The 13,742-nt window shown below is 64.0% G+C and carries 11 protein-coding genes; 8 read left to right on the top strand and 3 right to left on the bottom strand.

The features are described from left to right. The first annotated feature begins 32 nt into the window (after positions 1–32). Positions 33–1,175 carry an aminotransferase class V-fold PLP-dependent enzyme gene (locus V8Z78_RS06855; protein ID WP_349731127.1) on the top strand — a complete coding sequence of 381 codons (1,143 nt, stop codon included), beginning with the start codon at positions 33–35 and terminating at the stop codon, positions 1,173–1,175. Between the two features lie 93 nt (positions 1,176–1,268). Continuing rightward, on the top strand, positions 1,269–1,679 hold the full coding sequence (locus V8Z78_RS06850) for an FKBP-type peptidyl-prolyl cis-trans isomerase (RefSeq protein ID WP_039050153.1): 411 nt from the start codon (positions 1,269–1,271) through the stop codon (positions 1,677–1,679). On the opposite strand, the gene norR is transcribed toward V8Z78_RS06850, so the two are convergent. Further along, the gene (gene norR, locus V8Z78_RS06845) at positions 1,680–3,266 is read right to left on the bottom strand and encodes a nitric oxide reductase transcriptional regulator NorR (RefSeq protein WP_179626984.1); all 1,587 of its coding nucleotides are present in this window, start codon (positions 3,264–3,266) and stop codon (positions 1,680–1,682) included. 159 nt (positions 3,267–3,425) lie between these two features. On the opposite strand from norR, the gene hmpA reads away from it, so the two are divergent. Next, a complete protein-coding gene (gene hmpA / locus V8Z78_RS06840; RefSeq protein ID WP_003068487.1) occupies positions 3,426–4,604 on the top strand; it encodes an NO-inducible flavohemoprotein in 1,179 nt (392 codons plus the stop codon). An 82-nt stretch (positions 4,605–4,686) separates the two neighbouring features. On the opposite strand, the gene V8Z78_RS06835 is transcribed toward hmpA, so the two are convergent. Continuing rightward, entirely contained in the window at positions 4,687–5,391 is a 705-nt protein-coding gene (locus V8Z78_RS06835) for a hypothetical protein (RefSeq protein WP_349731126.1), read from the bottom strand. An 11-nt stretch (positions 5,392–5,402) separates the two neighbouring features. Further along, entirely contained in the window at positions 5,403–5,648 is a 246-nt protein-coding gene (locus V8Z78_RS06830; RefSeq protein WP_003068494.1) for a DUF3297 family protein, read from the bottom strand. A gap of 519 nt (positions 5,649–6,167) precedes the next feature. On the opposite strand from V8Z78_RS06830, the gene V8Z78_RS06825 reads away from it, so the two are divergent. The 5 genes from V8Z78_RS06825 to V8Z78_RS06805 all read left to right on the top strand — a co-directional run bounded on the left by V8Z78_RS06825 (position 6,168) and on the right by V8Z78_RS06805 (position 13,715). After that, positions 6,168–7,580, top strand: a complete 1,413-nt coding sequence (locus V8Z78_RS06825) for a TackOD1 domain-containing metal-binding protein (protein ID WP_003068497.1) — start codon at positions 6,168–6,170, stop codon at positions 7,578–7,580. Positions 7,581–7,582: 2 nt separating this feature from the next. Then, complete coding sequence (locus V8Z78_RS06820) at positions 7,583–8,908, top strand: glycosyltransferase family 2 protein (protein WP_349731125.1); 1,326 nt, start codon at positions 7,583–7,585, stop codon at positions 8,906–8,908. 10 nt (positions 8,909–8,918) lie between these two features. Continuing rightward, a complete protein-coding gene (locus V8Z78_RS06815) occupies positions 8,919–11,195 on the top strand; it encodes a TolC family protein (RefSeq protein ID WP_349731124.1) in 2,277 nt (758 codons plus the stop codon). Continuing rightward, positions 11,192–12,322, top strand: coding sequence for an HlyD family secretion protein (locus V8Z78_RS06810; protein WP_046461648.1), 1,131 nt, complete (start codon positions 11,192–11,194; stop codon positions 12,320–12,322). Before V8Z78_RS06815 ends, V8Z78_RS06810 begins: the two co-directional genes overlap by 4 nt. A 67-nt stretch (positions 12,323–12,389) precedes the next feature. Beyond that, positions 12,390–13,715 (top strand): DUF445 domain-containing protein, encoded by a 1,326-nt coding sequence (locus V8Z78_RS06805; RefSeq protein WP_012840058.1) that lies wholly within the window; start codon positions 12,390–12,392, stop codon positions 13,713–13,715. Positions 13,716–13,742: the final 27 nt, after the last annotated feature.

Below are 13,742 nucleotides of genomic sequence, written 5' to 3'. Positions count from 1 at the left end.
CCCAGCTGTTTTTCTATGCGGAGATAACCCCCATGCCCGGACTTCTGCCCGATATCGATCCCGATGGCCTGCTCGAATTCTCGGTGGTCTACACCGATAGAGCGCTCAACCACATGTCCAAGAAGTTCGTGGGCGTGATGCAGGACATCCTGGGCATGCTCAAGGACGTCTATCACGCCAACACGGCCGTGCTGATTCCCGGCAGCGGCACCTTCGGCATGGAAGCCGTGGCGCGCCAGTTCGCCAACCGCGAGCGGGTGCTGATCGTGCGCAACGGCTGGTTCAGCTACCGCTGGACGCAGATCTTCGATGCCGATGCGGGCCTGGGCGGCGGTTCCGTGGTCTGCAAGGCGCGCAAGCAGGGCGAGGGCAGCCAGGATCCCTGGGCGCCATGTCCGGCGGAGGATGTGGCCGAGACCATTCGCGTGGAGCGTCCCAAAGTGGTGTTTGCCCCGCACGTGGAGACGGCCAGCGGCATCATGCTGCCCGATGAATACCTGCGCACCGTCGCCGATGCCGCGCACGAGGTCGGCGCGCTGTTCGTGCTGGACTGCGTGGCATCCGGCGCCATGTGGGTCGATATGGAAAAAACCGGCGTGGACGTGCTGATCTCGGCGCCGCAAAAGGGCTGGAGCAGCTCGCCTTGCTGCGCCATGGTCATGCTCTCGGCGCGCGCCCGCGAGGCCATAGAGCATACGCAGAGCTCCAGCTTCTCCTGCGACCTGAAGAAGTGGATGCAGATTGCCGAGGGCTACGAAAAAGGCCAGCACGCCTATCACACCACCATGCCCACGGATGCGTTGCTGCGCTTGCGCGACGTGATGCTGGAGACACGCGAATACGGCTTTGCCAAGGTGCGCGAAGAACAGATGGAACTGGGTCGCAAGGTGCGCGAGCTGCTGCAGTCGCGCGGCTTCCCCAGCGTCGCGGCCGAGGGCTACAAGGCGCCTGGCGTGGTCGTCAGCTACACCACTGATGCGGAAATCCAGAGCGGCCGCGCCTTCCTCAAGGTGGGCCTGCAGACCGCCTCTGGCGTTCCGCTGCAATGCGATGAAGGCCCGGACTTCAAGACCTTCCGTATCGGCCTGTTCGGCCTGGACAAATGGCATGACTCGGATCGCTCCGTGGCGCATCTGTCCAAGGCACTGGACGATATCGGCATTGCCCGGATCTGAGAGGCTGCGGCCGGCGGCATAGCTGCCATGACATTTTTTCGACCCGACTTCGTAATAAAGTCGGGTTTTGTTTATTTACTCAGCGCATCCGATATGAAAAAAGCAATCTCCGTGATCGGGTTTGTATTTGCTCTGGGCGCTGGCGCAGTGGTTCATGCTGCGCCGGTCACTACCGCCAGCGGGCTGATCTATGAAAGCCAGGTCGAAGGCAGCGGGCCCAGTCCCAAGGCGACGGACACCGTCAAGGTGCATTACCGCGGCTACTTCCCCGATACCGGCAAGGAGTTCGACAGCTCCTATGCACGCAAGCAGCCCATCGAGTTCCCGCTCAATGGCGTGATTCCCTGCTGGACCGAGGGCGTGCAGAAGATGAAAGTGGGTGGCAAGGCCAAGCTGACATGTCCTCCCGGAATAGCCTATGGCAGCCGTGGTGCAGGCCGCGCCGTTCCCCCCAATGCCACGCTGAACTTCGATGTGGAGCTGCTGGGCATCCAGGGCCGCTGATCAAGGCCTGTCGATCTCAAGCCGCTTGGCCAGGCGCTGCAGATTGGCTCGATCGAGCTGCAGCTCGCGCGCTGCGGCGGCCCAGCTGCCCCGGTGGCGGGCCAGGCTGGAGCTGACCAGCTGGCGTTCATAGGCGCTGACGGCGGCGCGCAGACCGGCCTCGGGCGCCACCTCAGCGGTGGCCGGGTCCATGGAGGCTGTGGCCTGTGCGGCGGCAGGCGCCTCGGCCCGCTCCCAGAGATCGGCAAGTCCCAGCGTCACGATGCGCAGCCTGGTTCCCGCGCGGCTGGCGCTGCCGTCATTGCGACTCAGGGCCCTGAGCACGGCGCGGCTGATGCAGTGCTCGAGCTCGCGCACATTGCCGCTCCAGCTGCGATTGAGCAGGGCCGCCTGTGCGGCAGCATCCAGGCGCAGGCCGCCGAGTCTGAGTCTGGATCGGTTCTCCTCGAGGAAATAGCCCGCCAGCTGCAGCACGTCGCTGTCGCGCTCGCGCAGAGGCGGCACGGCGAGCGGATAGACATTGAGGCGGTGATAGAAGTCCGCGCGCATGCGCCCGGCACGGACCTCCGCAGCCAGGTCGCGGTTGGTGGCGGCGATCACGCGCACATCCACATGGTGCTCCCGGTCCGAACCCAGGCGCTGCAGCTGGCCGCTTTGCAGCACGCGCAGGAGCTTGGCCTGCACGGGCAGCGAGAGTTCGCCGACCTCGTCCAGGAACAGCGTGCCCTGATGCGCCTGCTCGAACTTGCCGCTGCGCTCGCTCAGTGCTCCCGTGAAGGCCCCGCGCACATGGCCGAACAGCTCGCTCTCGACCAGGTTGTCGGGCAGGGCCGCGCAGTTGATGCTGATCATGGGCTTGTCGGCACGGCCCGACTGCGCATGCACTGCCTGGGCCACCAGCTCCTTGCCGGTGCCGGTTTCGCCGGTGACGAGCACGCAAAGATCGCTGGCGGCAACCAGGGCAATGTCTTTCTGCAACTGGCGCATGACAGGGCTTGCGCCCTGCAGTCCGCGCTCCTGCGGCGCGGCCGCTCTGGCCGAGCCGGTGGCGCCGCGCGCGAGCTGGGACAGCTGGTGCACGCGCTCGGCCGTGGCCACGGTGGCTGCGGCCAGATTGCTGAAGGCCTGCAACATGGCCAGCGCCGCGGGGTCGGCGAACCGGCCCGGCTCCAGTGCGTCCAGCGTTAGCAGACCCCATGGCAGGCCGCCCAGCTGCAGCACGCAGCCCATGCAGTCATGCACATGCAGCTCGCTGATGGCCTGGCCTTTGTGCGCCACCAGCCCGTCATAGGGATCGGGCAGGGGACTGTCGGGTTCGAAGCGCATGGCCTGGCCGGCCGCCAGCAACTGGGCAAAGCGCGGATGCTCGCCCAGGCGAAAGCGCCGGCCCAGCGTGTCCGGCATCAGACCGTCGATCGCCATGGGGCGCAGCCATTCGCCTTCGAGCTTCAGCAGGGCTACGGCATCGGCGGGCAACAGATTGCGCAGTGCGGCCAGCAGACGGCGCAGACGTTCGCGCTCGGACAGGTCCTGGGCCAGATCGGCGATCAGCGGGCTGACGGCGTTGAGAATGTGGGATGTTGTCATAACGACATCGGATGGTGTCAATGAGACAGCAATTGATGGATGTCATATTGACGCATGTTTTTGCAAGCCATTGTTCTGCAATGGTCTTGTTGCTGGCACGCCGTTTGCATTTATCCGCTCAAGCCTTGCAGCTGGCAAGGCAGCAACCAGGAGATTTGCATGCTTACCGAACGTCAACGCGAGATCGTCAAGGCCACCGTGCCGCTGCTGGAAACCGGCGGCGAGGCCCTGATCACGCATTTCTACCAGACCATGCTGGGTGAGTATCCCGAGGTGCGCCCGCTGTTCAACCAGGCGCACCAGCAAAGCGGTGCCCAGCCGCGAGCATTGGCACATAGCGTGCTGATGTATGCCAAGAACATCGACCGACTGGAAAACCTGGGCAATCTGCCTGCGCAAATCATCAACAAGCATGTGGCGCTGCAGGTACAGGCCGAGCATTACCCCATCGTCGGTGCCTGCCTGCTGCGCGCCATTCGCGAGGTGCTGGGGGCAGAGATCGCCACGGATGAGGTGATCGCCGCCTGGGCCGCCGCCTATCAGCAGCTGGCCGATATCCTGATCGGTGCGGAGCGCGCGGTGTACGAGCAGACTGCGGCAGCCGAAGGCGGCTGGCGTGGTGCGCGTGCCTTCAAGCTGGTGCGCAAAGAGGCCGAAAGCGCCGAGATCACGTCCTTCTATCTGGAACCCGTGGACGGCGGCGCGGTGATTGCCCATCAGCCAGGCCAGTACATCGGCCTGCGCGTGGTGGTCGACGGCCTGGAGCAGCGCCGCAACTACTCGCTGTCGGCGCCTGCCAACGGCAAGAGCTATCGCATCAGCGTCAAGCGCGAGGCCGGCGGCAAGGTCTCCAACCATTTGCACGACCAGCTGCATGTGGGCGATACGCTGGAGCTGTTCCCGCCTGCCGGCCATTTCACCTTGCAGGCCAATGCCAAGCCCCTGGTGCTGATCAGCGGCGGTGTGGGCATCACGCCCACGCTGCCCATGCTGCAGGCCGCGCTGCCCACGGGGCGCGAGATCACCTTCATCCACTGCGCACGCGATCGCGGCGTGCATGCCTTCCGCGAGAAGATCGATGCGCTGGCTAACAGCCACGAGCAGCTCACGCGCCGCTATTGCTACGACCAGGCGGACGCGGGCGACGAGGTCGATGCCCAGGGCTTGCTGAGCACTGACCGACTGGCCCAGTGGCTGCCCGAGTCGCGCGATGCCGATGTCTACTTCCTGGGCCCGCGCGGCTTCATGCGCAGTGTCAAGCAGTCGCTGCGCGAGCTGGGCGTGCCCGAGGCCCAGGTGCACTACGAGTTCTTTGGTCCTGCGGAAGCTCTGGCTTGAGCGAGCTGAATGCTATTGAATAAATAGCTTTATGCGCTTGGTGTGAAAGGGGGAGAGGCTGAACAGGCTTGAACTCAAGCCTTCAGTCTCTTCCATGCACTATGGTGTGAATGATTTCCCTGCCATCCAGGATGCGGCTGACACCATTGAACCAGCGGCAGTCGGTGTGGATGTTGGCGTAGTGATCCATCCAATCCAGCGTGATGGGTGAAATGCAAACCAGACGCTGGCTCTGCAGACCAGCATCAAACACTTGTGCGCGGAACTGGCTCAGGTTGGCGGGGCAATCCATCTCTTGAGCAAAGCACTGCCATGCAGCATGCAAAGCCGTGGCGTCTGCTGCGCGCAATCGTGTTTCAGGCTCGGAGGCTTCCGCGGGACTGGTTTGCCAGTCGCTGATTTGCCCCTGCTGCAGGGTGGCCTTGACGCAGTGCCCTGCATCGCCGAAGACCAGCGCTTGAGTATCGCTCAGGCTGTGTACATAGAGTCTGTTGGACTCTGGCACTTCTGCGGCAAAGCGTTGCAGCAGCGGTATGTCCATCCCTAAAACGAAGCTGCTGCAAAGCGCGGGCTGTACAGCGATGGCTTCGGGTCGCAGCACCTGCTGCACCCAGGTTTGCCAAGGCAGCGCAAGCCCGGGCATCAACCATCCCAGCTCGCCCTCCGTGATTCTGTGTCGCAGCCCGGCCTCTTGCCTTTGTCCATCGGCGATCTGGCTGCGAGAGTATGGCCGCACGGCATTCAGCTCACGCTTGAGCTGGCGCTTGTTCAGGCGTTGTGCGGCCACGGGGACTGGGTTTAGCGGTAATACGCTTCGACCGTACCCTTGAGCTTGATCAGCAGGGGCTTGCCCTTGCGGTCCAGGGTCTTGCCGGCGGGCACCTTGACCCAGCCCTCGCTCACGCAGTATTCCTCGACGTCAAAGCGGTCCTTGCCGTTGAAGCGGATGCCGATGTCGTGCTCGAACACGGCGGCCACATGGTGGGGGCTGCGAGGGTCAACGGACAGATGGTCGGGCAGTTCGGGGCGTTGTATGTCGGTCATATCGTGCGGATCCAAAAATGCCTATTGTCCTCTGCTTTGCTGGCTAGTCCGGTGAGCTCATGCCATGAGTCTCTGCTTTTCTTCCTGCGTGAAAACAAGCTGTTGGACTACTTTTGTCAATTCCTGGGGTTATTGACTGCCGCAAATGTTACCTGTGCGTGCGCCAGATGGCCGGTTCGGTTTTACATGTCTGCATACAGTTTCCGCTGAGTCGCTGCTCATGTGTGTCGACGGTGACTTTTTGTGTTGGTTTGTGTTGTCACCCCGAGAGGCCCAAGGGAAGTTCGGGTTGATGAAAACCCGAATTGATAAGGCAGGAACAGCGTGAATGTCCAACTCTGTATGTGGATGTAGCGTAACGGCTGTACAGCTTGTTTGTTTGCTAAATGCAACTTGGTTTTCAAAGTTTAAAAGCTATGAAAACGGTAGTCGAAGCTTCACTTCCAAACCGAAAAATGAGCTCTCCGAAACAGCGCCCCGAGCTTGTGCAGCCCGGCGCGCGCAACACAGGAGAGTCTGATGGATACAGCCATCCGCACCAAGGCAGGCTTGGTTTTTCTGGGGCCACTCACTACAGCCGTCCCTGAGTCAGAGCGATCTGTCTCCTATCAGGATCTGGATGCGCTGATGCACTCCGGTGTACAGCCGCAGGGCATTTATTTGCGTGCCGTGCCGCACCAGGTCTGGCGCAAATGGCTCAATCGCACCCGCCAGAGCGACTGGTGGAGCCTGCCGGTCTTTGCGGAACCGGCGCTGCGCGACGCGCAGCCGTACGTGGATGCGCTGTGCAGCGTGGAGAGGGCACATGAAGTCACCGAGGGCATGGCCTTGCGCCGCCAGATGCTGCCCGATCCTGGCGATGTGCTGGGGCTGGAGGAGCGTCTGCTGTACTTCCTCTACGAACGCGGGCCGCAGACGGGCTTTCGGCCGCTGCTCGACCGCGACAGCGACCAGCTCTACCGCTATCCGGTCGCGGAGCAACTGGCCTGCGCACAGGAGAGCGTGTCCCAGGCGCTGGAGGAGCTGCGCCGCCGCGGGCTGCTGCGCTCCGAGGGGCTGGTGGACCGCACCCGGCTGTGCTCGGGTTGCGGCTCGGCGCACATCCATTTCGTGGACGTATGCCCGCATTGCCAGAGCCTGGACACCCGACGCGAGTCAATGCTGCACTGCTTTGCCTGCGGCCATGTCGGCGCCGAATCGCAGTTCGTTGAAGGCGGTGCGCTGGACTGCCCCAAATGCCATGTGCATTTGCGTCACATCGGCGTGGACTACGACAAGCCGCTGGCCCAGTACCACTGCCGCAGCTGCCAGCGCTCATCGGTCGATTCCATGGTCCAGGCGCGCTGCCTGGACTGTGCGCGCACGAGCACGCCCGACGAGCTGGAGGTGCGTGAAGTCGCCACGCTGATGCTGAGCGCCAGTGGGCGTCAGGCTGTGCGCAATGGCGGAGTGGGCGAGGCCTACCCGCCGCTGAAGGCGCGCAACTATGTGGACCCGCAGGGCTTCAAGCGCATGTTGGGCTGGGCCAGCGACATCCAGGCGCGCAACCCGCAGTTCAGCTTCCACCTGATGCGCATGGAGCTCGAGCACAAGGGGCTACCGGCGCAGCAACTCAGCCCCTGGCAGATCACCGAGCTGCTGGACGAACTCGCCGTGCGCCTGAATGCCCAGCTGCGCGAGTCCGATCTGATTACCCGCGTGGACGAGCACAGCCTGTGGGTGATCCTGCCATACACGATGCCGCAGGGCCTGCAAAGCCGCATCGAGAAAACCATGGAAAAGCTGGCCGAGGAAGAGGGTGAAGCCAAGCGCCTGGCCCTGTCGGTGCACCTGCGCAGCATGGAAGTCAAGGCCATGAACGACGGCAGCGAAGCACCATCCGCGAGCAATCTGATGCGGAAGATGCAGGCCGACACGCTGCAAGAGGCCTGACCATGTGGCAGCAGTTTGTGGAATCTTTCTTGCTGCTGGCGCACAGCTTCAGCACCCGGGGCGCATGGGATCAGGCATTCAACCTGTTCCCGTTCATCGTCCTGCTGGAACTGCCGTTCTATGTGCTGGTCGTCGGCGGGATGCTGCGCTACGGGTTGCGCCATTGGCGTGTTCCGGTCCGGCGCCTGCAGTACCCGTCCGTGTCTTGCCTGATCACCTGTTATTCCGAAGGCGATGATGTGCGCAAGACCATCAGCTCCTTGGTGAATCAGCGCTATGCGGGGCGCATCCAGCTCATTCCGATCATCGACGGAGCTATCAAGAACAGCGACACGCTGTATGCGGCACTGTCCGAGGCCAAACGCTGGGAAGGTACCGAGGGGCGCGAAGTCACCGTGCTGCCCAAGTGGCAGCGCGGCGGCCGGGTGTCTTCGCTGAATGCGGGGCTGACGCTGGCCACGGGCGACGTGGTGATGGCACTGGACGGCGATACCTCGTTCGACAACGACATGGTGGAGAACGCCACACGCCACTTCGACGACCCACTGGTGGCGGGGGTTGCGGGCAATCTGCGTGTGCGCAACCAGGGCAGAAACCTGGTGACCAAGATGCAGGGGCTGGAATACATGCTCTCCATCAGCGGTGGCAAAACGGGCCTGTCCGAGTTCAACATCGTCAACAACATCTCGGGTGCCTTTGGAGTGTTCCGGACTTCGCTGGTCCGGCACCTTGGCGGTTGGGACGCGGGGACGGCGGAGGACCTGGACATGACGCTGCGCATCAAGCAGTACTTCGGTCGCTACAGCGGCATGCGCATCAAGTTCGAGCCGCATGCCATGGGGCATACCGACGCACCGGAATCCTGGCGCGTGTTCTTCAAGCAGCGCTTGCGCTGGGACGGGGACATGTACTACCTGTTCGTGCGCAAGTACCGTTTCAACCTGCGGCCTTCGTTGCTGGGGTGGCCGAACTTTCTTTTCACCCTTATCAACGGCCTGCTTATGCAGCTGGTGCTGCCCTATCTGATCGTGGGATCGCTGGCAATGCTGCTGTTCATCCAGCCGCTGGGCATCGTGCTGGGCACGCTGGCTTTCGTCTACCTGGGCTATCTGCTGTTGTTATTGGCCTACTACCTGGTCTACCTGGCCACGGTGTCGGAGCGCATCCGGCTGGACCTGTCCTATCTGCCGTACCTGCCGCTGTTTCCTCTCTTTGCCTTCGTGACCCGGGTGCACAGCGGCTACGCCATCCTGGTGGAAGCGCTGACCCATTCGCACTTGGACTCGTCCATGGCGCCCAATTGGGTGCTGCGCAAGAACAAATTCTAAAAACCAACGCATGAAACCATTTTCCCTTCACTACCTGCCGGGTGGGCCGCACCGCGTCCGTGCCCTGAGCGGCCTGATAGGCGTCAGCCTGCTGGCTTCCATGCTGGGAACAAGCGCGAGCGCGCAGACTACCACTGCCGTATCCGCAGCGTCTGAGACGCGTGCTCCTGTTGCTTCCGCCGACACGGGCCAGCCCTGGAGCTGGGCCGACCTGCAGGCCTGGAGCGCGGAGCAGGCGCCAGCCGTGCGGCTGGCGCGCCTCAAGGAGCATGTGGCCGGCAGCAACCTCAAGCTGGTCGAGTCGGACAACGGTGCACGGCTTATCGCGGCTGCCGGCCTGGCACGCGCCAAGGAGCCGGTGACGGATACCCTGAACCGCGACTACAGCCGTCTGTCGGGGCAGGCTGGTCTGCGCTGGAGTTTTCTGGGCGCCGAGGAAGCACGCCGGCGCAATGTGCAGGAGGCCAGGACCGAGCAACTGAGCAGTACCGCGCAGACCCAGCTGCTGCAGGCCCAGGCCGTGACGGAGCTGGGACGGCTGTATGTGCGCTATCTGCGCAGCCAGCAGCGCGAGCAGGTGGCGCGGGCCTATCTGTCCACGCGCTCCCAGATCGTGGGCAGGCTGCAGGAGCGCGTGGCTGGCGGCCACATGCTGCGCTCTGAAGGGCTGGACCTGCAGGGCTACTACGAAGCCGCGCAGAACCGCGTGGCCAAGGAGAAGGAAATGCAGCGCGCAGCCTTGCAGCAAATGGGTTTTTTGACCGGCCGCCGTCTGCGCGCCCAGTCGGTGCCGGCTCTGGCCCTGCCGCAGACCTGCATGAATCCGGCCATGCTGCAGGATGCGCTCAACACGCATCCCGCGCTGGAATCTGCACGCTATGCGATGGAAGGATTGCGGGAGCAGGCCCGGCACACGCGCTATGGCGGAGTGACGGGCGGCGTGCAACTGAGCCAGAGCCTGAGCAAGGATTTCGGCGGCAGCCCCGGCCATGCGACGGCCGTGGCGGTGGATGTGTCCATCCCCCTGCAATGGCGCAGTCAGAAGGATGCGATGGCGGCCAAACTGCAGGGCCAGTATGACGAGGCGGCCGAGCAATACGCGCAGACCCAGGGCAAGCTGCAGCTGGAGCAGCAGACCGTGCTGGAGCAGTACAGGTTGAGCCAGGGCGAACTCAAGAGCAGTGCCCAGCGCTATGCAGCGGCCACCGAAGGGCTGCGTGTGGCGCAACTGCGCGCGCCTAGCCTCGGCGGTGACGGCATGGTGCAGACCATCAAGGCCGACAACGGCCGCTACGAAGCGGCGGTGCGCTATATCAGCTCCGCCGAAGGAGAGGATCTGGCGGCCATGGACATGCTGTATTACACGCGTGGTTGCAGCTTGCAGGTGCGTAGCGACGACCCCCTGCAGGCTGCGGTGCTGCAGCGTACTGGTGCCGCAGCTTCCGCAGTGGGTGCTGACGGACTGGTAGCAGTGGCGCAGCAGACCAGGCTCAGCGGGGAAGCGGGCGTTGCCAAACCCGCTGCAGCCGCTGCGGCAGCCGCACCTGCGGGAACCGGCTGGTATGCATGGAAAGGCTGGCAATGGGTGCAGCAGCCGGCCCGCATCGACCAGCTGCCGCAAGGCACGCAGCGCCTTCTGGTGTCGTTCACCGAAGAGCAGTTGCAGCGCCTGGCGGCCGACGAGCAGGCTCGCCAGGGACTGGAGCAGCTGGCGCAGCGTGCACGCCAGCGCGGCATCCGGCTGGAGCTGCTGCTGGGCGAGCCGACCTGGGTGCTGCCCAAGGGGCGCGGCAACATGCTGGCGCTGCTGCAGAAGGTGCAATCCATGCCGTTCGGCATGGTCCACCTGGACCTGGAGCGCAGCCAATTGCCCGAGGTACAGCAAAAGGACTGGGGCCGCAATGTGCTCGACAGCCTGCAGGAGGCGGTGACTCAAAGCCGCCTGCCGATCTCGCTGACGACCCACCACCGCGAACTGCGCGAACCCGGCTTTCTGCAGGCCCTGCAGAAGGCCGGCGTCAAGGAAGTCGTGCCCATGATCTACAGCGCCAATGCGCAGAGCACGGTGAACGTGATCAAGCAGCTGCCGCCCATGCCTCAGGGGCTGGACCTGGCCGTGGCGCAAAGCATTGAAAAGGAATTGCCCTCGGAAGAGAGCTTGTTTCGCATAGGCAGGCGCCAGGCACTGGTTCATTGGCAGGGCGTGGCACAAGCGCTGCGGACGGTGCCCGGTTTCAAAGGCGTCGTCGTGCAGTCCTGGGAAGACTATATGGAGGCTCAACCGTGAAGATCCAATTCAATGCTCCGCCGGCTTCGGCGGAAGTCAGCAATGGCATTCCCGTCAAGTACGACAACGTCAAGCGCAAGGTGCCGCGCTGGCGCTGGTATCTGGTGCTGGGCATTGTGCTGCTGATACCCTTGTACTTTGTCTACAAAACCGTGAGCAGTACGGTGCTGCGCGCTTCGCCCGGCATGGTGGTCATCGACCAGGTCGTGGTGCGTGCACCGATCACGGGCCAGGTGGAGCAGGTCGCCCCGGAGGGGCAGGCTACAGAGCAGGGCGCGCGCGTGCTGCGTGTGGTGCAAAAGCAGGTGCCCACGCCGGCGGCCGGTACGGTGCAGGCAGCCGACGTGGTGGCCAGTTCCGCGGACCATACCTATGCGATGCAGCGCCAGGATCTGCAGGGCCAGCAAAAGGCCTTGCAGTCCAGTCTGCAGGCCATGCAGGGCCGCATGTCCCTGATGCAGGATCGCGTGCGGCAGATTGATGAGCTGTTCCGCCAGGGCGCGGCCACGCGCCAGGAAGTGGACGCGGCACGCCTGCAGATGCTGCAGGCACAGGCCGAGATTGGCCGTGCCCAGCGCGAAATCCTGGTTGCCAGCCAGCAGCAGAGCGCCCTGTATCTGCAGGCGGCCAAGGATGCTGCGGCCACGCGCCAGGCTGTCGGTCTGGCACAGGCCGGCAACATCACGCCGGTTGCGGATCTGATGGCGCCCGTGCCCTCGCAGGTGGTGCGCAGCTTCGTCAAGGCAGGCGAATGGGTGGTGGCCGGAGACGAGCTGATGGTGCTGCAGACGCGCAAGGCGCCCTGGGTCCAGGCCTATCTGACGCCCCAGCACCTGAGGTACGCGCGCAAGGGCCAGAAGGCCACGTTGGTCTTCCTGGATGGGCAGAAGGTGCCGGCCGAGGTCGATGAGGTCTTCTCGGAAACCCAGCGCATCCCGGCCGAGCGCGTGGGCCCGATGGAGTCGCAAAGCGCCGCGGTGGTGGTCAAGCTGCGTCCGCTACAGGCCCTGCCTGCCGAGCACCGCGTCAACCGCCTGCCCATTGATGTGCGCTTTGAGAGAAGCTGGTGGCCCTGGAGCCAGGACCACCGGCTTGCTGATTTCACGGCAAACGTCAAGGTCGGCTGACCCGTCCGATGCTGGCGGCAGCCCTGGGCTGCAGACGAGCGGGCCGAGAGGCCGTATGCTCTAGCGCATGCTCACGTCTGAACAACGTCGCTCACTGCAGCAGGCCAAGCGCATGCCGCTGGTTCTGCTGCTGCTGGTGGCCGCAGGTTTCATCGCCACTGCGCTGGCCGGCTCGCGCTGGGCCATAGAGGGGCAGGCCGTGCCTTTATGGCTGGTCTGTCTGCGCGGCATTTGCGAGGCTGCCATGGTGGGGGCGCTGGCCGACTGGTTTGCGGTCTCGGCGCTGTTCCGCCATATTCCGCTGCCGCTGGTGGGGCGGCACACGGCCATCATCTCGCGCAACAAGGATCGCATAGGCCGCAACCTGGCCACTTTCGTGCGCGACAAGTTTCTCGACGCGCCTTCGCTGGTGGCGCTGATCGAGCGCAACAACCCCGCCCAGGCGCTGGCGGACTGGCTGACGGCTCCCGCCAACAGCCAGCTGCTGGGCAGGCAGGTGGCGCGGCTGGCGCTGGCCGCGCTGGAGATGGTGCAGGACAAGCAGGTAGAGAAGTTTCTGACCCAGTCGCTCAAGGCCGTGATGCAGCATGTGGATCTGTCGCGCGCGGCGGCATCGCTGCTGTCGGGGCTGACGGCGGGCGGGCGCCATCAGGAGGTGCTCGACGATGTGCTGGCACGCATCAGCCGCGTGCTGCGCCAGGAGCAGACCCATGTGCTGATTGCGCAGACCATCGTGGTCTGGCTCAAGCGCGAGCACCCGATCAAGGAAAAAATGCTGCCCACGGACTGGCTCAGCGACAAGGGCGCCAGTCTGATCGCCAGCGCTCTGGACAGCCTGCTGCAGGACGTGGCCCAGAACCCCGGCCACCGTCTGCGCGAGGCCTTCGACAGCTCCATACAGCGCCTGATCGACGGTCTGCAGAACGACCCGGTCTACGCCGAGAGGGTAGAAAAACTGCGCAACTATCTGCTGCATGACGAGAAGCTGGCCGTCTATCTGCGCGAGCTATGGGCAGGCTGGCGCACCAAGCTGGAGCGCGATCTGGCCGACGAAAACTCGGCCATGGCACGGCGTGCCGCCGTGATGGGGCGCTGGTTGGGTCAGGCACTGGCGCATGACGAGGCGCTGCGCAACTCCATGAACGAGCGCCTCAAGCGCTGGGCGACGACGCTGGCTCCCGATGTCTCGCAGTTCATCGCCAGACATATTGCCGACACGGTGCAGCGCTGGGATGCTGAGCAACTGGCCACGCTGATCGAGGCGCATATCGGCAAGGATCTTCAGTACATACGCATCAACGGCACGCTGGTGGGCGGCGCCATCGGTTTGCTGCTGTTTCTGATCTCGCATGCCGCGGCCCTGTGGCGCAGCCTGCTGGCCTGGCTGGGATAAAGCTCTATGAGCCGCAGCCGGTGCCAG

This window comes from Comamonas sp. wu1-DMT (assembly GCF_040187805.1).
GTDB classification, from domain to species: Bacteria; Pseudomonadota; Gammaproteobacteria; order Burkholderiales; family Burkholderiaceae_C; genus Comamonas; species Comamonas thiooxydans.
The sequence above is the reverse complement of the archived record's forward strand: the minus strand, read 5'-3'. Positions and strand labels throughout refer to the sequence as shown.